This is a genomic window from Streptomyces sp. NPDC027672 (assembly GCF_055566335.1).
The window spans coordinates 715,741-736,722 of record NZ_JBVHSO010000001.1 but is presented as its reverse complement, the minus strand read 5'-3'; the positions used below and the strand labels follow the sequence as shown (position 1 = coordinate 736,722).

The window sequence follows — 20,982 nt, the reverse complement described above, 5'->3', positions numbered from 1 at the left end:
CCGGACCGGGGGCCGCGGCCTGGGAGGATCCGGCACCATGCGAGCAGTAGGACAAAATGACAAAATTCCGACACGCGTCGCGCGGGTGGCGGCGGGCTCCACCGCCCTCGCACTGGCCGCCCTCCTGTCCGGCTGCGCCGGCGATCCCGCACCCGTCCCGGGCCACGGCGGCCCCGCCCGTCCGCCGGACGCCCGGGCCCGCCAGGCCGCCGAACACGCCCGGCTGGCCGCCGCCGCCCGGCGCTGGGGCCTCGCCCGCGCCCCGCTCACGCCCCCGGCCCCGCCGGCCCACAAGCCCGTCATCACGCCCCGCGACGGCTTCGAGGTGGACGGCCAGGAGGAGGACGGCCTCCCGCCGGTCTTCACCACCATCCCCACCCGGCACAAGGTCGTCTTCCTCACCATCGACGACGGCGCCGAGAAGGACCCGGCGTTCCTGCGCATGATGAGCGAGCTGAAGGTGCCGTACACGGCCTTCCTCAGCGACTACCTCGTCAAGGAGGACTACGGCTACTTCCGCCGGATGCAGGCCCAGGGCGTCACCCTGAACAACCACACCCTCACCCACCCCTACCTGCCCGGCCTGTCCTACGAGGAGCAGAAGGACGAGATCTGCGGCATGCAGGCCGTCATCAAGAAGCAGTTCGGCAAGGCGCCCACCGTCTTCCGGCCGCCGTACGGCAACTACAACGGCGACACCCTGCGCGCCGCCCGGACGTGCGGGATCAAGTACGCGCCGATCTGGGACGAGGAGGTGTTCGTCGACCACTGGGAGTACCGCGACTGGGACCGCCGGCTGCACCCCGGCGACATCGTCCTGACCCACTTCCGCGGCCGGGACGACTGGAACGGCACGATGGTGGACGACATGCGCCGCTTCCTGGACAAGGTCACCCGCGAGGGCTACGCCGTGGCCCGCCTGGAGGACTACCTGTGAGGCGCGGGCGGGGCCCGGCCGCGGTCCTCGCCGCGGCCCTGCTCCTGACGGGCTGCGCCCAGTCCGTCGACCCCATCGAACGCCTCGGCAAGAAGGCCGCCGAAGGGGTGCGCCCGCACGCCGCCGCACCCGGCCACGCGTACCGGCGCTGGGGCCTGACCCGCCCGCTCGCCCGCTTCCCGGCGCACCCGGCCCGCCCGCTCGCCGCGCGCCCGGCGGCCCGCGGCCTGCCCGTGGTGGTCGACCGCGTCCCCACCCGCGACCCGGTCGTCTTCCTCACCTACGACGACGGCGCCGACCGCGATCCACGCTTCGCCGACATGGTCCGCGACCTGCGGCTGCCCCTCACCCTGTTCCCCGACGACCGCCTCGCCGCGCGCGGGGACCGCCGGCTGGCCCGGCTGCGCGCGCTCGGCGCCGGCATCGGGAACCGTACCGCCGGGCGGCGGGCCCCGGCCGGACTGCCGTACGCCCGCCGGCGCGCCGAGATCTGCGGCCGGCAGGACCGCCTGCGCACCCGCCTCGGCGTCCGCCCGCGCTTCTTCCGCCTGGCCTACGGCTACCCCGACCCGGCCACCCTGCGCGCCGCGGCCGACTGCGGCATCTCCGCGATCGTCCTGTGGCGCGCGGCCCTCACCCCGGACGGCCTCGTCTGCGCGCACGGCCCCCGCCGCCTCGGCCCCGGCGACATCGTCCTGGTGGAGCCCGGCGAACCGGCGGACGCGCCCCTGCGCGAGCGCACGGCACGGGTGCTGAGGGAGGCTCAGGCCAGGGGCCTGACGGCGGCCCGCCTAGAGGACTATCTGTAACTCCGATTTTTCTGGTTTTTCCGGCAACTCCGGGCCGCGGAACCACCCCCACGCGCTGTTCCGCGGCCGACGCGCCGCGCGTCATTGGCACTCCGCTTGACCGAGTGCTAATCGCGGTCATAGTCTCGGCTCTGGCACTCAGCAGGTGAGAGTGCCAACAAAAGCGACGGGCAGGTCCGGCACCCGCGACGACGGATCGACCTGGTCGCCACCTCAGACAGTTAACCCCGTGAGATCTCCGAAGGGGGAGGTCGGATCGTGACGACCGCCAGCTCCAAGGTTGCCATCAAGCCGCTCGAGGACCGCATCGTGGTCCAGCCGCTGGACGCCGAGCAGACCACGGCCTCTGGCCTGGTCATCCCGGACACCGCGAAGGAGAAGCCCCAGGAGGGCGCCGTCCTCGCTGTGGGCCCGGGCCGGTTCGAGAACGGCGAGCGTCTCCCGCTCGACGTCAAGGTGGGCGACGTCGTCCTCTACAGCAAGTACGGCGGCACCGAGGTGAAGTACAACGGTGACGAGTACCTCGTCCTCTCGGCTCGCGACGTGCTCGCGATCATCGAGAAGTAATCACCTCAAGCAATCCGCTTGAGCTGCGCCCCTGGCCCCCGAGCCCGATAACAAGCCGGGCGCCCGGGGCGCAGCGTCTTTTCACCTACAGATTCCCGAGAGGGCTCCCGCTGTCATGGCGAAGATCCTGAAGTTCGACGAGGACGCCCGTCGCGCCCTTGAGCGCGGCGTCAACAAGCTGGCGGACACCGTCAAGGTGACGATCGGCCCCCGTGGCCGCAACGTCGTCATCGACAAGAAGTTCGGTGCCCCCACCATCACCAACGACGGTGTCACGATCGCCCGTGAGGTGGAGATCGAGGACCCGTACGAGAACCTCGGCGCGCAGCTGGTGAAGGAGGTGGCGACCAAGACCAACGACATCGCGGGTGACGGCACCACCACCGCCACCGTCCTCGCCCAGGCGCTGGTCCGCGAGGGCCTGAAGAACGTCGCCGCCGGCGCCTCCCCGGCCGCCCTGAAGAAGGGCATCGACGCCGCCGTCAAGGCCATCTCCGAGGAGCTGCTCTCCTCGGCCCGCCCGATCGACGAGAAGTCCGACATCGCCGCCGTCGCCGCGCTGTCCGCCCAGGACCAGCAGGTCGGCGAGCTGATCGCCGAGGCCATGGACAAGGTCGGCAAGGACGGTGTCATCACCGTCGAGGAGTCCAACACCTTCGGTCTGGAGCTGGACTTCACCGAGGGCATGGCCTTCGACAAGGGCTACCTGTCGCCGTACTTCGTGACGGACCAGGAGCGCATGGAGGCCGTCCTCGAGGACCCGTACATCCTCATCAACCAGGGCAAGATCTCGGCCATCACCGAGCTGCTCCCGCTGCTGGAGAAGGTCATCCAGGCCGGCTCCTCCAAGCCGCTGCTGATCATCGCCGAGGACGTCGAGGGCGAGGCCCTGTCGACCCTGGTCGTCAACAAGATCCGCGGCACCTTCAACGCCGTCGCGGTGAAGGCCCCCGGCTTCGGCGACCGCCGCAAGGCGATGCTCCAGGACATGGCCGTCCTCACCGGCGCCACCGTCATCTCCGAAGAGGTCGGCCTCAAGCTGGACCAGGTCGGCACCGACGTGCTCGGCTCGGCCCGCCGCGTCACCGTCACCAAGGACGACACCACGATCGTCGACGGCGGTGGCAAGTCCGAGGACGTGCAGGGCCGCATCGCGCAGATCAAGGCCGAGATCGAGTCCACCGACTCCGACTGGGACCGCGAGAAGCTCCAGGAGCGCCTCGCGAAGCTGGCCGGCGGCGTGTGCGTGATCAAGGTCGGCGCCGCCACCGAGGTGGAGCTGAAGGAGAAGAAGCACCGCCTGGAGGACGCCATCTCCGCGACCCGCGCCGCGGTCGAGGAGGGCATCGTCTCCGGTGGCGGTTCCGCTCTGGTCCACGCCTCCAAGGTCCTGGAGGGCAACCTCGACAAGACCGGCGACGAGGCCACCGGTGTCGCCGTGGTCCGCAACGCCGTGGTCGAGCCGCTGCGCTGGATCGGCGAGAACGCCGGCCAGGAGGGCTACGTCATCGTGTCCAAGGTCAAGGACCTGGACAAGGGACAGGGCTACAACGCCGCCACCGGCGAGTACGGCGACCTGATCAAGGCCGGCGTCATCGACCCGGTCAAGGTCACCCGCTCCGCCCTGGAGAACGCCGCCTCCATCGCCTCCCTGCTGCTCACGACCGAGACCCTGGTCGTCGAGAAGAAGGAAGAGGAGGAGCCGGCCGCCGGTGGTCACAGCCACGGCCACGCCCACTGAGGCGACAGCTTCCGAGCGAAGGCCCGGCACCCCTCGGGGTGCCGGGCCTTCGCCCTGTCCGCCGCTCCCGCGCGCCCGGCGCGCCGGACCGCCGCACCCCCTGCGCCACGGCCGCTACTGCGGCCCGTACTTGCGGCCCGTGCGGGAGCTGATGCCGCCCAGCAGCCCGCGCGGCGCCACCTTCGCCAGACCCATCAGCGCCTTGTAGCGCGGGTCCGGGATGGAGACCGTCCTGCCGCGCGCGAGGTCGGCCAGGGCCGCCGCGACCAGTTTGTCGGCGTCCAGCCACATCCAGCCGGGGATGTTGTCCGTGCCCATCCCGGCCCGCTGGTGGAACTCGGTGCGCACGAACCCCGGGCACAGCGCCATCAGCCGGACCCCGCTGCCCGCCAGGTCCTTCGCCGCGCCCTGGGTGAACTGCACCACCCACGCCTTGGAAGCGCCGTACGTGCCGCGCGGGACGAAGGCGGCCACCGAGGCGACGTTCACCACCCCGCCCCGGCCGCGCTCGCGCATCGCCCCGGCCGCCGCCGACGTCAGCCGGAGCACCGCCTCGCAGTGCACCTTGAGCATCCGCAGCTCGTCCGCCATCGACACTTCCAGATAGCGGCCCTTGTTGCCGAAACCGGCGTTGTTGACCAGCAGGTCGACCGGGTGCTTGCGGTCGCCGAGGCGGCCGGCCACCGCCTCGATGCCCTCGTCCCGCGCGAGGTCGGCGGTCAGCACCTCCACCTCGACGCCGTGCCGGTCGTGCAGGTCCGTCGCCTGTTCGCGCAGCCGCCCGGTGTCCCGGGCCACCAGCACCAGGTCCTGCCCGTCCGCCGCCAGCCGCCGCGCGAACGCGGCACCGATCCCCGCGGTCGATCCCGTAATCAGAGCCGTTGTCATGGCCCAAGGGTAGTGACCCGGACCGACAGCCTCCGCTGTCCGCGCGCCCCGCGTGGCCGCGCCCGCCGGCGGCCGGCGCGCCCCCGCGCTCCCGGCCGCCGACGCCCCCTCAGCCGCCGTGCTCCGCCACGTATTTGCGGGCCTTGGCCAGCGCCTCCGGGTGCAGCGCCGGGCCCGCCGCGAGCAGCCGGGGCAGCAGCTCGTGCTCGGTGGTGGCCGCCCGGAACTCCATCGTCGCCGTCACCTCGTGGTCCGGCCGGTACACCACCTCGATCGGATCGCCCGCCCGGATCTCACCCGGCTCGATCACCCGGAGGTAGGCACCCGTCGCGCCCTTCCGAGTGAACCTCCTGACCCAGCCGCGCTCGCCCATGTGGCCCTGGAACGTGGCGCACGGGATGCGGCCGGAGGTCACCTCCAGCACCAGCTCGGCACCGATCCGCCAGCGCTCGCCGATCAGCGCCCCGGAGACGTCCAGGCCGTCCGTCGTCAGGTTCTCGCCGAAGCAGCCGTTGGGCAGCGACCGGCCCAGCTCCCGCTCCCAGTCGTCGAGGTCCTCGCGGGCGAAGGCGTACACCGCCTGGTCGTCGCCGCCGTGATGGCGCAGGTCGCACACCGTGTCCCCGGCCAGTCCGCTCGCGCCGACGCCCTTGGGCCCGGGCGCCGCGACCCGGACCGGGCCCTCGGCCGGTTGCTTGTCGATACCGGTCACACCGTCCGGCTGGTTCGTATAGGGCACCTGCCGGGGCCGGCCCACATTGACGGAGAGCAGCTTCATCCCAGCACGCTAAGCGATCGGCGCCCAAAGCGGCGACGCATTAACAGCAGCGTTATCCAAGGCTGCCTTATGCTCAAGGGGTGATCGAGGCCCGTCATCTCCGTGTCCTGCGCGCCGTCGCCACCACCGGTTCCTTCTCGGCGGCCGGCCGCGAACTGGGCTGCACGCAGCCCGCCGTCAGCCAGCAGATGAAGGCCCTGGAAGCCTCGGTCGGCACCCCGCTGCTGGTCCGCAACGGCCGCGAGCTGCGCCTCACCCAGGCCGGCGAGGCCCTGGTCCGGCATGCCGCGGGCATCCTCGCCGGGCTCACCGCGGCCGAGGAGGAGGTCGCCGCCATCGCCGGCCTGCGCGCCGGCCGGGTCCGGCTGGTCTCCTTCCCGAGCGGCAGCTCCACACTGGTCCCGACCGCTCTGGCCGCCCTGCGCGCCGCCCATCCGGGCACCCGCGTCTCCCTGGAGGAGGCCGAGCCGCCGCGGTCCGTCGGACTGCTGCGCGAAGGGGACTGCGACGTGGCGCTGGCCTTCCGCTACGAGGGCGCCGCGGTCGCCGAGGACTGGGACGACCTCGTCGTACGCCCGCTGCTGCGCGACCGGCTGGTCGCCCTGGTGCCCGAACGGCACCGGCTCGCGCGCGCGGAGTCCGTGGCCATCGGCGAGCTGGCCCAGGAGCCCTGGATCGCGGGCTGTCCGCGCTGCCGCGGCCAGCTGGTGGAGGTGTGCGAGGGAGCCGGGTTCACCCCGCGGATCGACTTCGCCACCGACGACTATCCGGCCGTGGTCGGCCTGGTCGGCGCGGGCCTCGGGGTCGCCGTGCTGCCGCAGCTGGCCGTGGAGTCGGTACGGCCGCGCGGCGTACGCACGGTACGGCTGGAACCGGCGGTACGGCGGGAGATCGTCGCCCTGACCCTGCCCGACCTGGCCCAGGTGCCGGCCGTGTCGGCGACGCTGGAGCAACTGGCCCGGGCGGCCGGGCGCGGCTGAGGGGCACGGCGCCCGCCCGGGGGCACGCGCGCCCGTGCCCAGGGGGCGGAACGGACGGCCGGTCGGCGGTCCGTGAGTGCAGAAACGTTCCTTCAGTGATCCTGGGCGGTCTCCCCGCTGGTGGTGGAGGCGACCACCAGGCGGTTGCGTGCCCGCCCCATCAGCTCCTCGCGCTCGTCCTCGGTCAGGCCGCCCCAGACGCCGTACGGTTCGCGCACGGCCAGCGCGTGCGCCGCGCACTCCGCACGGACCGGGCACCTCATGCAGACCTCTTTGGCCGAGTTCTCGCGAGCGCTCCGAGCCGCCCCGCGCTCGCCCTCCGGGTGGAAGAAGAGCGAGCTGTCCACGCCGCGGCAGGCAGCCAGCAGCTGCCAGTCCCACAGGTCCGCGTTCGGTCCGGGAAGGCGGGAGAAATCTGCCATTACGTGACCCCTTGTCGCCGATCTGGGCGGGTACGGTGCCGACGACCGTACGTCTCCGGTCTAAGGAGATGAAAATATGACTCATTGCGAATCTAGCCCCGGACACTACGAAACGGGAAGAAAAGGGGCCGAATGGGGCATAGGTTGTGATGAAAAGTTGAGAGTCCGTTGAGCATGTCTGCACCGTGTCGGTGCGCTCACATAGAGTGCCGAAGACGGCACGCGGGCCCGTAACTCTTTCGAGTGACCGTCGTTGAGAGTGCGGAGGCGGTTGAAGACAGAAGCGCTCGGGCAGGCGTCCGAGACGGTCGACCGCACAGGTGACGATTCCGTACCAGCCTGGAGGCTCAAGGTGACGCGCATCAGCTGCGGAGGGCGGTCATGACATCCGTCCTCGTCTGCGACGACTCCCCGCTTGCCCGAGAAGCGCTCCGCCGCGCGGTCGCGACCGTGCCCGGTGTCGAGCGTGTGACGACGGCGGCCAACGGCGAGGAAGTCCTCCGCCGCTGGGGCGCCGACCGCTCCGACCTCATTCTGATGGACGTGCGCATGCCCGGCCTGGGCGGCGTGGAAACCGTGCGCCGGCTGCTCTCCGCCGACCCGGGCGCGCGGATCATCATGCTCACCGTCGCCGAGGACCTGGACGGAGTGGCCCTCGCGGTCGCCGCCGGCGCGCGCGGCTATCTGCACAAGGACGCCTCGCGCGCGGAGCTGCGGGCCACGGTGACGCAGGCGCTCGCCGACCCGACCTGGCGGCTGGCCCCGCGCCGGCTGCGCTCGGCCGAGATGGGCGCCGCGCCCACGCTCACCGCGCGGGAGATCCAGGTGCTGGAGGGCATGAGCCACGGCCGCTCGAACGCCGAGATCGGCCGTGAGCTGTTCCTCTCCGAGGACACCGTCAAGACGCACGCGCGCCGCCTGTTCAAGAAGCTGGGCGCCTCGGACCGGGCCCACGCGGTGGCCCTCGGCTTCCGCTGGGGACTGGTCCGCTGACCGGTCCGGCCGGGCTTGCGGTCCCGTCCCGCGCGCGGCGTCGGCCGGGCCGGCCGACGGGACGGCGGGAGCCCGCCGGAGCCCACCGGGGAGCGGGCGCGCTCCGGCCCGGCCGCCGGGGTGTCCCGGTGAGCCCAGGCCGGGTGCTATCCCGGCGGGCGCGTGCGGCCGCGCCGACGCCGACGGGCTGCCTTGGCGCCGTGCCGGGCCCGTGCGGCCGCCGCACGGCTCCCGCGCGGCCCGAGCGCGCGAGCGCGGCGGACTCCCGCGGGCGGGACGGCGGTGCCGTACGCTCCGGACGGCCGCCCGGTCCGCCGTACGCCCGGACAGCGCGCCGTGACCCCGTGGTGGTCCGCGGGGCACCACGGCACGAGAGGGGTCCGGCACGGCCCCACAGGGCGTGCGCAAGGCGGCCCGCCGGACGCGCGCTGCTCGTTTCGGCGCGGATGCCGCATCCTTGGTGATGTGGAGTCTCTCGGGGACGAGTCGGTCGAGCGGAAGGGGAGGGCGCAGGGGATGAGTGCCGGCGCACCTGCTCATAACGCTTCGGTGCACAACCACGGGCGCGATGCGACGGACCGGACGGCCGCAGGGCACCATGGACCGATGCGCGACGACGAGGCGGGCACGGCCCACGGCGGGATCGGTGCGCTCGTGCATCGTGCCGTCGACGGGGACGAGCAGGCCACGCACGATCTGCTCGCCCGGGTCCACCCGCTGGCGCTGCGCTACTGCCGCACCCGGCTGTCCCGGCTGCCCGGCGACGCGCGCCACTTCGTGGAGGACCTCGCCCAGGAGGTCTGCGTGGCGGTGCTGCTCGCCCTGCCCCGCTACCGCGACACCGGCCGGCCCTTCGAGGCGTTCGTCTTCGCCATCGCCTCCCACAAGGTCGCCGACCTGCAGCGCGCCGCGATGCGCCATCCCGGATCGACGGCGGTGCCCTCCGACGAGATGCCGGAGCGGCCCGACGACTCCCTCGGCCCGGAGGAGCGCGCCCTGCTCAGCAGCGACGCCGAGTGGGCCAAGAAACTGCTGGCCAACCTCCCGGAGAACCAGCGCGAGCTGCTCCTGCTGCGCATCGCCGTGGGCTTGACCGCGGAGGAGACCGGGCAGATGTTGGGAATGTCACCCGGCGCGGTCCGCGTGGCCCAGCACCGGGCGCTGAGCCGTCTCCGGGCGCTCGCCGAGCAGTAACACCGGGCGGGACGGCCCCACCGCCCGCCCCTTGAACGGGCGCGTTCCCGTGTCCGTACGAACATACGAAGCCTGAAGCGACCCCGTACCGTGGAATTTGCTAGCGACACTTCCCGTTAGCATGGACATCCGCACCGATCAAGGCCATTTGGGGAAGGTGTCATGACTGCCAACGTCGACGGAGTGCCCGGTAAATTCGCGACACTCGGGCTGACCTACGACGACGTGCTGCTGCTGCCGGGCCCGTCGGACATGGCACCCGACGAGATCGACACCGCCTCGTACGTCTCCAAGAACGTGCGGGTCAACATCCCGCTGCTGTCCGCCGCCATGGACAAGGTGACCGAGTCCCGCATGGCGATCGCGATGGCCCGCCAGGGCGGTGTCGGCGTCCTGCACCGCAACCTCTCCATCGAGGACCAGGCCAACCAGGTCGACCTGGTGAAGCGGTCCGAGTCCGGCATGGTCACCGACCCGATCACCATCCACCCGGAGGCCACGCTCGCCGAGGCCGACGCGCTGTGTGCCAAGTTCCGCATCAGCGGCGTCCCGGTGACCGACGGCGACAAGAAGCTCCTCGGCATCGTCACCAACCGTGACATGGCCTTCGAGAGCGACCGCGGCCGCCGCGTGCACGAGGTCATGACGCCGATGCCGCTGGTCACCGGCAAGGTCGGCATCTCCGGCCCGGAGGCCATGGAGCTGCTGCGCAAGCACAAGATCGAGAAGCTGCCGCTGGTCGACGACGAGGGCGTCCTCAAGGGCCTGATCACGGTCAAGGACTTCGTCAAGGCGGAGAAGTACCCGAACGCCGCCAAGGACGCCGAGGGCCGCCTGCTGGTCGGCGCCGCGGTCGGTGTGGCCGGTGACGCCTTCGAGCGCGCCCAGGCCCTGATCGAGGCCGGTGTCGACTTCATCGTCGTGGACACCGCGCACGGCCACTCCCGGCTGGTCGGCGACATGATCGCCAAGATCAAGTCGAACTCCGGCGGCGTCGACGTCATCGGTGGCAACGTGGCGACGCGCGACGGCGCCCAGGCCCTGGTCGACGCGGGCGCCGACGGCATCAAGGTCGGTGTCGGACCGGGCTCCATCTGTACGACCCGCGTGGTCGCCGGCGTCGGCGTCCCGCAGGTCACCGCGATCTACGAGGCCGCGCTCGCCGCCAAGGCCGCCGGTGTCCCGGTGATCGGCGACGGCGGTCTGCAGTACTCGGGCGACATCGCCAAGGCCCTGGTCGCGGGCGCCGACACGGTGATGCTCGGCTCGCTGCTCGCGGGCTGCGAGGAGTCCCCGGGCGAGCTGCTGTTCATCAACGGCAAGCAGTTCAAGTCCTACCGCGGCATGGGCTCGCTCGGCGCCATGCAGACCCGTGGCGACCGCAGGTCCTTCTCCAAGGACCGCTACTTCCAGGAGGGCGTCGCCTCCGACGAGCAGCTGATCCCCGAGGGCATCGAGGGCCAGGTGCCCTACCGCGGCCCGCTGTCCTCGGTCGTCCACCAGCTCGTCGGCGGTCTGCGCCAGTCGATGTTCTACGTCGGCGGCAGGACCGTGCCCGAGCTGCAGGAGGGCGGCCGGTTCGTGCGGATCACCTCGGCGGGCCTGAAGGAGAGCCACCCGCACGACATCCAGATGACGGTCGAGGCGCCGAACTACAGCGGCAAGAAGTGACGCACGCGCACGCCTGAGGTGCCCAGAGGGCGGTCCCGGAGCATCCGGGGCCGCCCTCGTCGTGCCTGAGGAGGTCCGCTGTCGCAGCCGTCGGCGATACTGGAAGACGCTGCAACGCATCAGGGAAAGGCCAAGACGTGACTGAGATCGAGATCGGGCGCGGCAAGCGCGGGCGCAGGGCGTACGCCTTCGACGACATCGCCGTCGTCCCCAGCCGCCGTACGCGGGACCCGAAGGAGGTCTCGATCGCCTGGCAGATCGACGCCTACCGCTTCGAGCTGCCGTTCCTGGCCGCTCCCATGGACTCGGTGGTCTCCCCGGCCACCGCGATCCGCATCGGGGAGCTGGGCGGCCTCGGCGTGCTGAACCTGGAGGGCCTGTGGACGCGCCACGAGGACCCGCAGCCGCTGCTGGACGAGATCGCCGGGCTGCCCGCCGAGCAGGCGACCCGCCGCCTCCAGGAGATCTACGCGGCGCCGATCAAGGAGGAGCTGATCGGCGCCCGCCTCAAGGAGGTGCGTGACTCCGGCGTGGTCACGGCCGCCGCGCTCTCCCCGCAGCGCACCGCCCAGTTCTCCAAGGCGGTCGTGGACGCGGGCGTGGACCTCTTCGTCATCCGGGGCACGACGGTCTCGGCGGAGCACGTGTCGTCCTCGCACGAGCCGCTGAACCTGAAGCAGTTCATCTACGAGCTGGACGTCCCGGTGATCGTCGGCGGCTGCGCCACCTACACGGCGGCGCTGCACCTGATGCGCACGGGTGCCGCGGGCGTCCTGGTCGGCTTCGGCGGCGGCGCCGCGCACACCACGCGCAACGTCCTCGGCATCCAGGTCCCGATGGCCACGGCCGTCGCCGACGTGGCCGCGGCCCGCCGGGACTACATGGACGAGTCCGGCGGCCGGTACGTGCACGTGATCGCGGACGGCGGTGTCGGCTGGTCCGGCGACCTGGCCAAGGCGATCGCCTGCGGTGCCGACGCGGTGATGATGGGTTCCCCGCTGGCCCGTGCCACGGACGCGCCCGGCAAGGGCCACCACTGGGGCATGGAGGCGGTCAACGAGGAGCTGCCCCGCGGCAAGAAGGTCGACCTGGGCACGGTCGGCACGATCGAGGAGATCCTCACCGGCCCGTCCCGCACCCCGGACGGCTCGATGAACTTCTTCGGCGCCCTGCGCCGCGCCATGGCCACCACCGGCTACAGCGAGCTGAAGGAGTTCCAGCGGGTCGAGGTCACGGTGGCGGACAGCCAGCACCGACGCTGACCGCCGCCGGCACCCACGGCACCCGGAAGGCCGGCCGCCCCACACGGGCGGCCGGCCTTCCGCATGCCCGCGACCGGCGCCGCGGGGGGAGCTCTCTGGGCCGCCCCCTTCCAAGGACACGGACCGGACCCCGCCCTCGGGGCCCGGCCCGAACTCCAACGGACCGTCTACCGGGGCCACTGGGCGGCAACGTGGAAGGGGGCGCGCCAATGGGCCGTCACCGCAAGCCCGACCGCTGGGATCTCATTCGGCTTCGGCTGGTGAAATTCCGGAGGAGGTGGATCTTGCGGATCCACGGCCGGTGAGCGGCCGTCCCTATAGAGACTAGGGACGGACACCCGGAAACCGGCCAGGAGCCTGCCGCAGTGCCCGCTGCGGTGGGCTCCACCTGATTCCAACGTACCGGCGCCGGGCCTCTCGTGCCACCGCCTCGCGGCCCCCGCACTCCCGCGCGCCCCCCGTCACAACCGGTGCGCCGCCCCCGTCGGGGTGGCGCCCCGGGTGTCCAGCAGCAGTTGGGCCTTCACCGACAGGGCCTGCAAGTCGTACGTCCGGTGCTGCTGGAGCAGGATCGTGAGGTCGGCGTCGGCGGCGGCCTCGTACAGGGAGTCCGCGCGCGGCACGGGCCGGTCCAGGACGTTCCAGGCGGGCACGTACGGGTCGTGGTAGCTCACGGACGCGCCGAACTGCATCAGCCGGACGGCGACCTCCTGGGCGGGCGTGCCCTGGAGATCGGCGCGATCCGCCTTGTAGGTGACGCCGAGCAGCAGGATCCGGGCTCCGCGCGCGGACTTGCCGTGCTCGTTCAGCAGCGTGGCCGCGCGCTGGACGACGTACCGGGGCATCCGGCTGTTGACCTGCTGGGCCAGCTCGACCATGCGCAGGGTGCGGGTCGCGTGCCCGGTCAGGTCCTGCGGGACGCCGTGCCCGCCGACGCCGGGGCCGGGCCGGAACGCCTGGAAGCCGAAGGGCCTGGTCTCCGCGCAGCGGATGACGTCCCACAGGTCCACGCCCAGCTCGTGGCAGAGGACGGCCATCTCGTTGACCAGCGCGATGTTCACGTGCCGGTAGTTGGTCTCCAGCAGTTGCACGGTCTCCGCCTCGCGCAGGCCGCGTGCGCGGACCACCTTGTCGGTGAGCCGGGCGTAGAACGCGGCGGCGGACTCGGTGCAGGCGGGCGTGAGGCCGCCGATGACCTTCGGCGTGCCGGCCGGCGGGTGGCCGCGGCCGCCGGGGTCGACCCGGCTGGGGGAGTAGGCGAGGTGGAAGTCGCGGCCGGCGCGCAGCCCGGAGCCCTCCTCCAGCAGCGGGCGCAGGAACGTGTCCGTCGTCCCCGGCAGCACCGGCGACTCCAGGATGACCGTGGTGTGTGCGCGCAGCCGCGCCGCCAGGGCGCGGGCGGCCGTCTCGACCTGGCCGAGGTCGAACCCGCCGTCGGTGCCGCGCGGGGTGGGCGCGCAGATCACCGCGGTGCGCACCCGGCCGAGCTGGGCCGGGTCGGTGACGGGACGGAAGCCGGCGGAGTGCATCCGGCGCAGCTCGGCGGGGCTGAGCGGCCCCGCCTCGGGGCCGGTGGCGTAGCCGAGGGTGGAGATGCCGGCGGCGACGGCGGCCTGGGCGAGCGGCGAGCCGTAGGGACCGAGTCCGATGACGGCGAGGTCTGCGGGCATGGCGTGAAGCCGTCCTTCCCAGTAACCGATGCGGGACAGGTACGCAACCGCTGTGGACAGCAAGAGCGAGTGCACTGTCAGACTAGGTACACATATGACCGCTATGTGTGATTGTGTTCGTGTGTCTTCCCAGGCTTGTGCGCGAGTTGTCCACAGGCCGGGAGCCCGTGGTGGCTGAAGCCGGGCAACCCGGTCAGAATTTGGGCATGAGGAGGGGATGAACCGGGCTACGCCCACCGGGTGCGGCCGACGCGAGCGAGGGTGCGACAGCGGGAGGCAGCGGTGAGGACAGCGACTCTGGGACCGGCGCAGCGCGCCGAGGCACTGGCGGCCATGGCGGAACGCGAACTGGACGTGCTGGTGGTCGGCGGCGGGGTGGTCGGGGCCGGCACCGCGCTGGACGCGGTCACCCGCGGCCTGTCGACCGGCCTGGTCGAGGCCCGCGACTGGGCGTCCGGCACCTCCAGCCGGTCCAGCAAACTCATCCACGGCGGCCTGCGCTATCTGGAGATGCTCGACTTCGCCCTGGTCCGCGAGGCCCTCAAGGAGCGCGGGCTGCTGCTGGAGCGCCTCGCCCCGCACCTGGTCAAACCGGTGCCGTTCCTCTATCCCCTCCAGCACAAGGGCTGGGAGCGGCTGTACGCGGGCTCGGGCGTCGCGCTGTACGACGCGATGTCGATGGCCCGCGGCCACGGCCGGGGCCTGCCCGTGCACCGCCACCTGAGCCGCCGTCACGCCCTGCGCGTGGCGCCCTGCCTGAAGAAGGACGCCCTGGTCGGCGCCCTCCAGTACTACGACGCGCAGATGGACGACGCCCGCTTCGTGGTCACCCTGGTGCGCACGGCGGCGTCGTACGGCGCGAAGGTGGCCAACGGCGCGCGCGTGACCGGGTTCCTGCGCGAGGGCGAGCGGGTCGTCGGCGCCCGGGTGCAGGACGTGGAGGGCGGCGGGGAGTACGAGATCCGCGCCAAGCAGGTCGTCAACGCCACCGGCGTGTGGACCGACGACACCCAGGCCATGGTGGGCGAGCGCGGCCAGTTCCACGTCCGCGCCTCCAAGGGCATCCACCTGGTCGTGCCCAAGGACCGCGTCCACTCCACCACCGGCCTGATCCTGCGCACCGAGAAGTCCGTCCTGTTCGTCATCCCCTGGGGCCGGCACTGGATCATCGGCACCACCGACACCGACTGGGACCTGGACAAGGCGCACCCGGCCGCCTCCAGCGCCGACATCGACTACCTGCTGGAACACGTCAACTCGGTCCTGGCCGTGCCGCTCGGCCGCGACGACGTGGAGGGGGTGTACGCCGGGCTGCGCCCGCTGCTGGCCGGCGAGTCCGACGCCACCAGCAAGCTGTCCCGTGAGCACACGGTCGCCCATCCGGCGCCCGGACTGGTGGTCGTGGCGGGCGGCAAGTACACCACTTACCGGGTGATGGCCAAGGACGCCGTCGACGAGGCCGTGCACGGCCTCGACATGCGGGTCGCGGACTGCGTCACGGAGGAGACCCCGCTGATCGGCGCGGAGGGCTACCAGGCGCTGTGGAACGCGCGGGCGCGGATCGCCGCCCGCACCGGACTGCACGTGGTCCGCGTGGAGCACCTGCTGAACCGGTACGGCTCGCTGGCCGAGGAGGTGCTGGACCTCGTCGCCGCCGACCCCGCGCTCGGCGAGCCGCTGCACGCTGCCGACGACTACCTGCGCGCCGAGGTGGTGTACGCCGCCTCGCACGAGGGCGCCCGGCACCTGGAGGATGTCCTGACCCGGCGCACCCGCATCTCCATCGAGACCTTCGACCGGGGCACCCGCAGCGCCCGGGAGGCGGCCGAGCTGATGGCACCGGTGCTCGGCTGGGACGCCGGCCAGGTCGAGCGCGAGGTCGCGCACTACGAGAAGCGGGTGGAGGCCGAGCGCGAGTCCCAGCGCCAGCCGGACGACCAGACGGCGGACGCGGCCAGGCTGGGCGCGCCGGACATCGTGCCGCTCTGAGGGCACCGCCGAACCCGGCCGCCGCGGCACCGCGCGCCTGAAACGGGGTCAGCCGCGCGGTGCCCCGAGCACTGTGGCGGGGGTGACAGACGGAACGCCCGCTTCACGGCGGCTCCCGCAGCGGACGGGGCGGGGCCCGGCCACGGGCACCCTGGGCGTCGGGCACTTGTCGGGTGAGAGACAATGGAGGCTCTGTCAGGGCGGGTTGTATGAGGGGACGCATGTCGGAGGCGGAGCGGGCGGGTTCATCTCGTCAGGAGACTCGTCAGGACAAGAGCGAGCGGCGTCTCCTCGCCGGGCGGTACCGGCTGGGAGACGTGCTGGGCCGGGGCGGCATGGGCACGGTCTGGCGCGCCGAGGACGAGACCCTCGGCCGGACGGTCGCCGTCAAGGAACTGCGGTTCCCGTCGAACATCGACGAGGAGGAGAAGCGGCGCCTGATCACGCGCACCCTGCGCGAGGCCAAGGCGATCGCCCGGATCCGCAACAACAGCGCGGTCACGGTCTTCGACGTGGTCGACGAGGACGACCGGCCCTGGATCGTGATGGAACTGGTCGAGGGCAAGTCCCTGGCCGAGGTCATCCGCGAGGACGGCGTGCTGGACCCGAAGCGCGCCGCCGAGGTGGGGCTCGCCATCCTGGACGTGCTGCGCTCCGCGCACCGGGAGGGCATCCTGCACCGGGACGTGAAGCCGTCCAACGTGCTCATCGCCGAGGACGGCCGGGTCGTGCTCACCGACTTCGGCATCGCGCAGGTCGAGGGCGACCCGTCCATCACCTCCACCGGCATGCTCGTCGGCGCCCCCTCCTACATCTCCCCGGAGCGCGCCCGCGGTCACAAGCCCGGCCCGGCGGCCGACCTGTGGTCCCTCGGCGGTCTGCTGTACGCGGCGGTCGAGGGCACCCCGCCGTACGACAAGGGTTCGGCGATCGCCACGCTCACCGCGGTGATGACCGAGTCCCTGGACGAACCGAAGAACGCGGGCCCGCTGCGGGACGTCATCTACGGCCTGCTGAACAAGGACCCGGCCAAGCGGCTCGACGACGCCGGGGCCCGGGCGATGCTCAACGCGGTGATCCACGCGCCCGAGCCGCAGCCGATGGACGCCACACGGGTGGTCCCGCTGCCGGTCCAGCCCGGCGGGCCCGCCGGGGGCCGGCGGGGCGAGGAGGCCGGGGAGAAGCTGCGCGGCGCGCTGCGCTCGGTGCGCAAGGCGGCCGGCGCCGCCGGCGGCGCGGCGGCGGCCCGTGGGCGGACCGGCGGCGAGCCGGCCGCGCCCGGTGCGGCCGGCCCCGCGGGAGCCGGGGGCACGGTCCCCGGCGGTCCCGGCGCCGGTGCCGGGACGCGGCCGGGCGCCGTGGGCGGGCCGGGTGCCGGTTCCGCCGGCTGGCCGGCGAGCCCGGCGGCGGGCGCCGCCGCCGGGACGAAGGCCGCCGCGGGCACGTCGGGTTCCGGCTGGCCCGTGGTGCCGCCGCCGGACCTGGACCTGCCGCCGCGCGCGGTGCCGAGGGCGCCGCTGACCGATGTGGTGCCCAAGCGCACGCTGGTGGTCATCGTCGCGGTGGTCGTGCTCGCGGTGCTCGGGACCGTGCTGGCCATCGCCTTCAGCGGCGACGACGGCACGGACGGCCAGAGCAGCGGGGCCAAGGCCGGTGCCGGCGCCTCCGCCCGGCCGGACACGAGCACGGACGGCGGCAAGGACACCGGGACGCACACGGACGGCGCGAGCACGGCGGCCACGGCCACCGGTCCCACGGCGGACACCGGCGCGAGCCGGCCGGCCGACGACTCCGACGGCTCCGACGGCTCCGACGGTTCCGGTGCGTCCGGTTCCGCCGAAGCGAAGGGCGGCGGCAGCGCACCGGCCGTGACCACCCGCAAGGGCGGCCAGGGCTACTCGATCGGGCTGCCCGCGGGCTGGAAGTACCGGACCAACGGCAGCGCCGGCGACCGCTACACCGGGCCCCGCGGGCAGAAGCTGCTCGTCGCCTGGACCGGCACGCCCAAGGGCGACCCGGTGGCGGACTGGAAGAACCAGGAGCGGTACATGGTGCGCTCCCAGTACCACCGGATCCGCATCGAGAAGGTGGGCTACCGCGGCTGGAACACCGCCGACTGGGAGTTCACCTACACCGAGGGCGGCACCGGATACCGCACGATCGACCGGGGTTTCGTGGTCGACGACCACCTCGGTTACGCGCTGATGTACACCGCCCGGGCCGCCGACTGGCACGGCGACCTGCGCAAGGACACATGGAAGACGCTGACGAAGTCCTTCGGCCCCAAGTCGTAATCGTCCCGCGCCGCTTTGGTGCGTGATAATCCGTCATCCTCTCCGTGCGGGTTGCCTCTGGCACGTATCGTGAAGGGTCGCGGACCCTACGCAGCCGCATGCGTGTGCGAGACGGGTCCGTGAGACGAGCGGATGCGACGAACCGGGCGGCCGGGGGAGGCACAGTGGACGACTACGCGGGCCGGGTGCTCGCCGACCGCTACCGCCTGCCGCTGCCGCCGGCCGACGCCTACGAACTCACCGAGACCCGCGCCTTCGACACCTACAGCGGCCAGGAAGTCCTCATCCGGCAGGTGCCGCTGCCCGAGGTCGTCGAGGCGGAGGTGCTCGACGCCGAGGGGCTGCCCGACGGGTTCACCGCGCGGGAGCGCACCGTCCGCCGGGCGCCGCAGGCCAGGGCCGCCACCCGGCAGCCCGCCGACCCGGTGGTGCGGCGCGCCGTGGAGGCCGCGCAGGCGGCGGCCGGCGTCCCCGACCATCCGCGTCTGGACCAGGTCTTCGACGTGTTCGCCGAGGGCGGGTCGCTGTGGATCGTCAGCGAACTGGTGGCCGCGCGTCCGCTGGCCGCCCTGCTCACCGGCGAGCCGCTGTCGCCGTACCGGGCGGCCGAGGTCGCCTCCGACGTGCTGATGGCGCTGCGGGTGCTGCACGCCCACGGCTGGGTGCACCGCAACGTCACCCTGCGCACGGTCCTGGTCTGCGACGACGGCCGGGTGATGCTGACCGGTCTCGCGGTCGGCGCGGCGGAGGAGGCGCTGTGCGGGTACGACCCCGTACCGGCTCCGGACGGCCCGGCCGAGGACGTGGCCGGGGACGCGGAGGAGACGTCCGGTGCGGACGGCCCCCCGGACGCCGGCGGGCCGTACCTCGACCCCGACCCCGAGGCCGCGCGACGGGCCGCCATCCAGGCGCGGGCGGCCGGCGCGCTGCCGGTGCCGGGCACGAACGGCGAGCCCGGCCCGGCGGGGCAGCCTGCGCTGGGCAGCGGCGCGGACGTCCGGGCGGCCCGGGCCGGTGCCATCGCCGCCTACCGCGCGGGTGCCCGGGCCGCCGCCCGGGTGCAGGAGACCCGGCAGACCCCGCGCCCCGCCCTGCCGCAGGCCGGCGACGACACCGGCGCCGGCCGGACCGAGGGCGCGGCAGAGCCGTCGTACCCCGCGGACCCGGGCGGCCCGGTGCCGCCCGGCGGCATAGCCGGTCCCCACGCCGGGCTCGGCAACCCCTGGCACGGCACGGCCTCCCGCCAGGGGGCCGGCGGTCCGCTCCCGGACGCCGGCCCGTTCCCCGCCCTGGACACCGGCGCCCGGCGGCCGGGTCCGCCCCCGGCGCACGACCGGGAGTACGGCGCACCGCGGCCGCCCGCCGGCGCGGTCCGCCCGGCCGGCCCCGGCCACCCCGCCGGGGCACCCGCCCCGCCCGCGCGGCCCTCCGCCGGCTGGGACGCTCCCGGCGCCGCGCGCCGCGGACCCGGCAGCGCGCTCGCCGCCGAGCGGGCGCGGCAGGTGCGGATGACCGTGGTGGGGCCGGTGACCGAGCGATGGGCGCCCGAGCAGGCCGGACCCGTGCACGAGAACTGGCAGCTGGCGGCGCCGATCGGCCCCGCCACCGACCTGTGGGCGCTGGGTGCGCTGCTGTTCCGCGCCGTGCAGGGGCACGCGCCGTACCCGGAGGAGTCGACGGCCGAGCTGGTGCAACTGGTGTGCGCCGAGCCGCCCGCCTTCGCCGAGGAGTGCGGCCCGCTGCGGCCGGTCGTGGAGTCGCTGCTGCGCCAGGACCCCACCGAGCGGCCGGACGTCGAGGAACTGAGCGGCTGGCTGCGGTCCCTGGTGCGCTCGGCGCCGGAACCGGACGCCGGCACGCGTGTCGTGCCGGTGCCGCCCGCCGACCCCAGGCGGCTGCCGATCGTACGGCGCCGCGGCGAGCTGGTGCGCCGGCGCCGCGCCCGGCCGCCCGCCGTGTCCGCGCACGGCCGGCACAAGCGCGGCCGGGAGGAAGCCCGTTCGCCGCGCGGCCTCGGCCGGACCCTGCTGGTGCTGATCCTCCTGCTGCTGGCCGGCGCGGTCGCGTACGCCATGCTCTTCCTGCCGAAGGAGCAGGGCGGCGAGGCCCGGCGCACCGGCGGCGCCGGGGAGCCCGCGCCTGCGCACACCCGGCAGCCCGCCACCGGGCAGAGCGTGCCGGACGGCGGCGCCCCGGCCTCCGTGCCCGCCACCGGGACGGCGACCGGCGACGACCCGTCCGTACCCGACGGGTTCACCGTGCGCACGGACCCGGACGGCTTCCGGATCGCCGTCGCCCAGGGCTGGGACCGCACCCCGAAGAACGGCAGCGGCCAAGTGGTCTACGCGCACGGGGACTTCGAGCTGATCGTCGTCCCCGGCCGGGACGGCGCGTCCGCCTACGGCAGCGACCCGATGGCCTACCAGCGGGACAAGGAGCACGAACTCCAGCCGTACCGGGACACGAGCTGGGCCACGGCCACCGGTCTGCGGACCACGACGGTGGGCGAACGGACCTGGGCGGAGGGCCAGTTCACCTGGACCGACGGGCAGGGCCGGGACCGGTTCGTGCGCAACATGGCGCTGCTGCTCGACGGCCGCTACCACATCGTCCAGGTGCGCGGTCCCGAGGCCGAGCGGGACGAGGTGACCCGGTTGTACGAGCAGGCGGCCGCGACGTACCGCTACACCGGCTGAAACCGTGCGCACCGGGGCCGGGCACGGCCGTCCGGTTCCCGCTCCCGTGCCGAAATGACCATCGTCACAGTGCGGTTCCCGATGTACCCCG

General features: G+C 73.4%; 16 protein-coding genes. 12 read left to right on the top strand and 4 right to left on the bottom strand.

From position 1 onward, the window contains the following. Window positions 1-37 precede the first annotated feature (37 nt). The 4 genes from ACZ4SV_RS03240 to groL all read left to right on the top strand — a co-directional run bounded on the left by ACZ4SV_RS03240 (window position 38) and on the right by groL (window position 4,054). Window positions 38-937, top strand: coding sequence for a polysaccharide deacetylase family protein (locus ACZ4SV_RS03240; RefSeq protein WP_468000984.1), 900 nt, complete (start codon window positions 38-40; stop codon window positions 935-937). Further along, entirely contained in the window at window positions 934-1,746 is an 813-nt protein-coding gene (locus ACZ4SV_RS03235; protein WP_468000982.1) for a polysaccharide deacetylase family protein, read from the top strand. Before ACZ4SV_RS03240 ends, ACZ4SV_RS03235 begins: the two co-directional genes overlap by 4 nt. A 258-nt stretch (window positions 1,747-2,004) precedes the next feature. Then, the gene (gene groES / locus ACZ4SV_RS03230; protein WP_004955293.1) at window positions 2,005-2,313 is read left to right on the top strand and encodes a co-chaperone GroES; all 309 of its coding nucleotides are present in this window, start codon (window positions 2,005-2,007) and stop codon (window positions 2,311-2,313) included. 115 nt (window positions 2,314-2,428) lie between these two features. Then, window positions 2,429-4,054, top strand: a complete 1,626-nt coding sequence (gene groL / locus ACZ4SV_RS03225) for a chaperonin GroEL (protein ID WP_468000980.1) — start codon at window positions 2,429-2,431, stop codon at window positions 4,052-4,054. Between the two features lie 114 nt (window positions 4,055-4,168). Here groL and ACZ4SV_RS03220 read toward each other — a convergent pair whose 3' ends face one another. Together ACZ4SV_RS03220 and ACZ4SV_RS03215 are read right to left on the bottom strand one after the other, a co-directional pair. After that, a complete protein-coding gene (locus tag ACZ4SV_RS03220) occupies window positions 4,169-4,942 on the bottom strand; it encodes an SDR family NAD(P)-dependent oxidoreductase (RefSeq protein WP_468000978.1) in 774 nt (257 codons plus the stop codon). Window positions 4,943-5,051: 109 nt separating this feature from the next. Beyond that, window positions 5,052-5,720 (bottom strand): MOSC domain-containing protein, encoded by a 669-nt coding sequence (locus tag ACZ4SV_RS03215; RefSeq protein ID WP_468000976.1) that lies wholly within the window; start codon window positions 5,718-5,720, stop codon window positions 5,052-5,054. Window positions 5,721-5,800: 80 nt separating this feature from the next. Here ACZ4SV_RS03215 and ACZ4SV_RS03210 point away from each other — a divergent pair, with 80 nt between their 5' ends. Then, a complete protein-coding gene (locus ACZ4SV_RS03210) occupies window positions 5,801-6,700 on the top strand; it encodes a LysR family transcriptional regulator (RefSeq protein WP_365881252.1) in 900 nt (299 codons plus the stop codon). Window positions 6,701-6,792: 92 nt separating this feature from the next. On the opposite strand, the gene ACZ4SV_RS03205 is transcribed toward ACZ4SV_RS03210, so the two are convergent. Beyond that, complete coding sequence (locus tag ACZ4SV_RS03205) at window positions 6,793-7,122, bottom strand: WhiB family transcriptional regulator (RefSeq protein WP_365881250.1); 330 nt, start codon at window positions 7,120-7,122, stop codon at window positions 6,793-6,795. A gap of 381 nt (window positions 7,123-7,503) precedes the next feature. On the opposite strand from ACZ4SV_RS03205, the gene ACZ4SV_RS03200 reads away from it, so the two are divergent. The 4 genes from ACZ4SV_RS03200 to ACZ4SV_RS03185 all read left to right on the top strand — a co-directional run bounded on the left by ACZ4SV_RS03200 (window position 7,504) and on the right by ACZ4SV_RS03185 (window position 12,242). Further along, window positions 7,504-8,115 carry a response regulator transcription factor gene (locus ACZ4SV_RS03200; protein ID WP_003948568.1) on the top strand — a complete coding sequence of 204 codons (612 nt, stop codon included), beginning with the start codon at window positions 7,504-7,506 and terminating at the stop codon, window positions 8,113-8,115. A 606-nt stretch (window positions 8,116-8,721) separates the two neighbouring features. Then, window positions 8,722-9,309 (top strand): sigma-70 family RNA polymerase sigma factor, encoded by a 588-nt coding sequence (locus ACZ4SV_RS03195; RefSeq protein ID WP_365881248.1) that lies wholly within the window; start codon window positions 8,722-8,724, stop codon window positions 9,307-9,309. Between the two features lie 162 nt (window positions 9,310-9,471). Continuing rightward, a complete protein-coding gene (gene guaB, locus ACZ4SV_RS03190; RefSeq protein WP_365881246.1) occupies window positions 9,472-10,980 on the top strand; it encodes an IMP dehydrogenase in 1,509 nt (502 codons plus the stop codon). 137 nt (window positions 10,981-11,117) lie between these two features. Further along, window positions 11,118-12,242 carry a GuaB3 family IMP dehydrogenase-related protein gene (locus ACZ4SV_RS03185; RefSeq protein WP_365942249.1) on the top strand — a complete coding sequence of 375 codons (1,125 nt, stop codon included), beginning with the start codon at window positions 11,118-11,120 and terminating at the stop codon, window positions 12,240-12,242. A gap of 461 nt (window positions 12,243-12,703) precedes the next feature. On the opposite strand, the gene ACZ4SV_RS03180 is transcribed toward ACZ4SV_RS03185, so the two are convergent. Next, window positions 12,704-13,912 (bottom strand): nucleotide sugar dehydrogenase, encoded by a 1,209-nt coding sequence (locus tag ACZ4SV_RS03180; RefSeq protein WP_365880838.1) that lies wholly within the window; start codon window positions 13,910-13,912, stop codon window positions 12,704-12,706. Window positions 13,913-14,194: 282 nt separating this feature from the next. Here ACZ4SV_RS03180 and ACZ4SV_RS03175 point away from each other — a divergent pair, with 282 nt between their 5' ends. The 3 genes from ACZ4SV_RS03175 (at window position 14,195) to ACZ4SV_RS03165 (ending at window position 20,891) form a co-directional block, all read left to right on the top strand. Beyond that, complete coding sequence (locus tag ACZ4SV_RS03175) at window positions 14,195-15,901, top strand: glycerol-3-phosphate dehydrogenase/oxidase (protein WP_468000972.1); 1,707 nt, start codon at window positions 14,195-14,197, stop codon at window positions 15,899-15,901. Between the two features lie 221 nt (window positions 15,902-16,122). After that, on the top strand, window positions 16,123-18,195 hold the full coding sequence (locus ACZ4SV_RS03170) for a serine/threonine-protein kinase (RefSeq protein ID WP_468000970.1): 2,073 nt from the start codon (window positions 16,123-16,125) through the stop codon (window positions 18,193-18,195). 164 nt (window positions 18,196-18,359) lie between these two features. Further along, window positions 18,360-20,891, top strand: a complete 2,532-nt coding sequence (locus ACZ4SV_RS03165) for a protein kinase (protein ID WP_468000968.1) — start codon at window positions 18,360-18,362, stop codon at window positions 20,889-20,891. Window positions 20,892-20,982 lie beyond the last annotated feature (91 nt).

What these genes read in the sequence shown, in the direction of transcription:
- ACZ4SV_RS03205 (WP_365881250.1), bottom strand. Translation starts at nt 7,122, where the DNA reads ATGGCAGATTTCTCCCGCCTTCCCGGACCGAACGCGGACCTGTGGGAC.
- ACZ4SV_RS03220 (WP_468000978.1), bottom strand. Translation starts at nt 4,942, where the DNA reads ATGACAACGGCTCTGATTACGGGATCGACCGCGGGGATCGGTGCCGCG.
- groL (WP_468000980.1), top strand. Translation starts at nt 2,429, where the DNA reads ATGGCGAAGATCCTGAAGTTCGACGAGGACGCCCGTCGCGCCCTTGAG.
- guaB (WP_365881246.1), top strand. Translation starts at nt 9,472, where the DNA reads ATGACTGCCAACGTCGACGGAGTGCCCGGTAAATTCGCGACACTCGGG.
- ACZ4SV_RS03195 (WP_365881248.1), top strand. Translation starts at nt 8,722, where the DNA reads ATGCGCGACGACGAGGCGGGCACGGCCCACGGCGGGATCGGTGCGCTC.
- ACZ4SV_RS03240 (WP_468000984.1), top strand. Translation starts at nt 38, where the DNA reads ATGCGAGCAGTAGGACAAAATGACAAAATTCCGACACGCGTCGCGCGG.
- ACZ4SV_RS03180 (WP_365880838.1), bottom strand. Translation starts at nt 13,912, where the DNA reads ATGCCCGCAGACCTCGCCGTCATCGGACTCGGTCCCTACGGCTCGCCG.
- ACZ4SV_RS03200 (WP_003948568.1), top strand. Translation starts at nt 7,504, where the DNA reads ATGACATCCGTCCTCGTCTGCGACGACTCCCCGCTTGCCCGAGAAGCG.
- ACZ4SV_RS03170 (WP_468000970.1), top strand. Translation starts at nt 16,123, where the DNA reads ATGTCGGAGGCGGAGCGGGCGGGTTCATCTCGTCAGGAGACTCGTCAG.
- ACZ4SV_RS03215 (WP_468000976.1), bottom strand. Translation starts at nt 5,720, where the DNA reads ATGAAGCTGCTCTCCGTCAATGTGGGCCGGCCCCGGCAGGTGCCCTAT.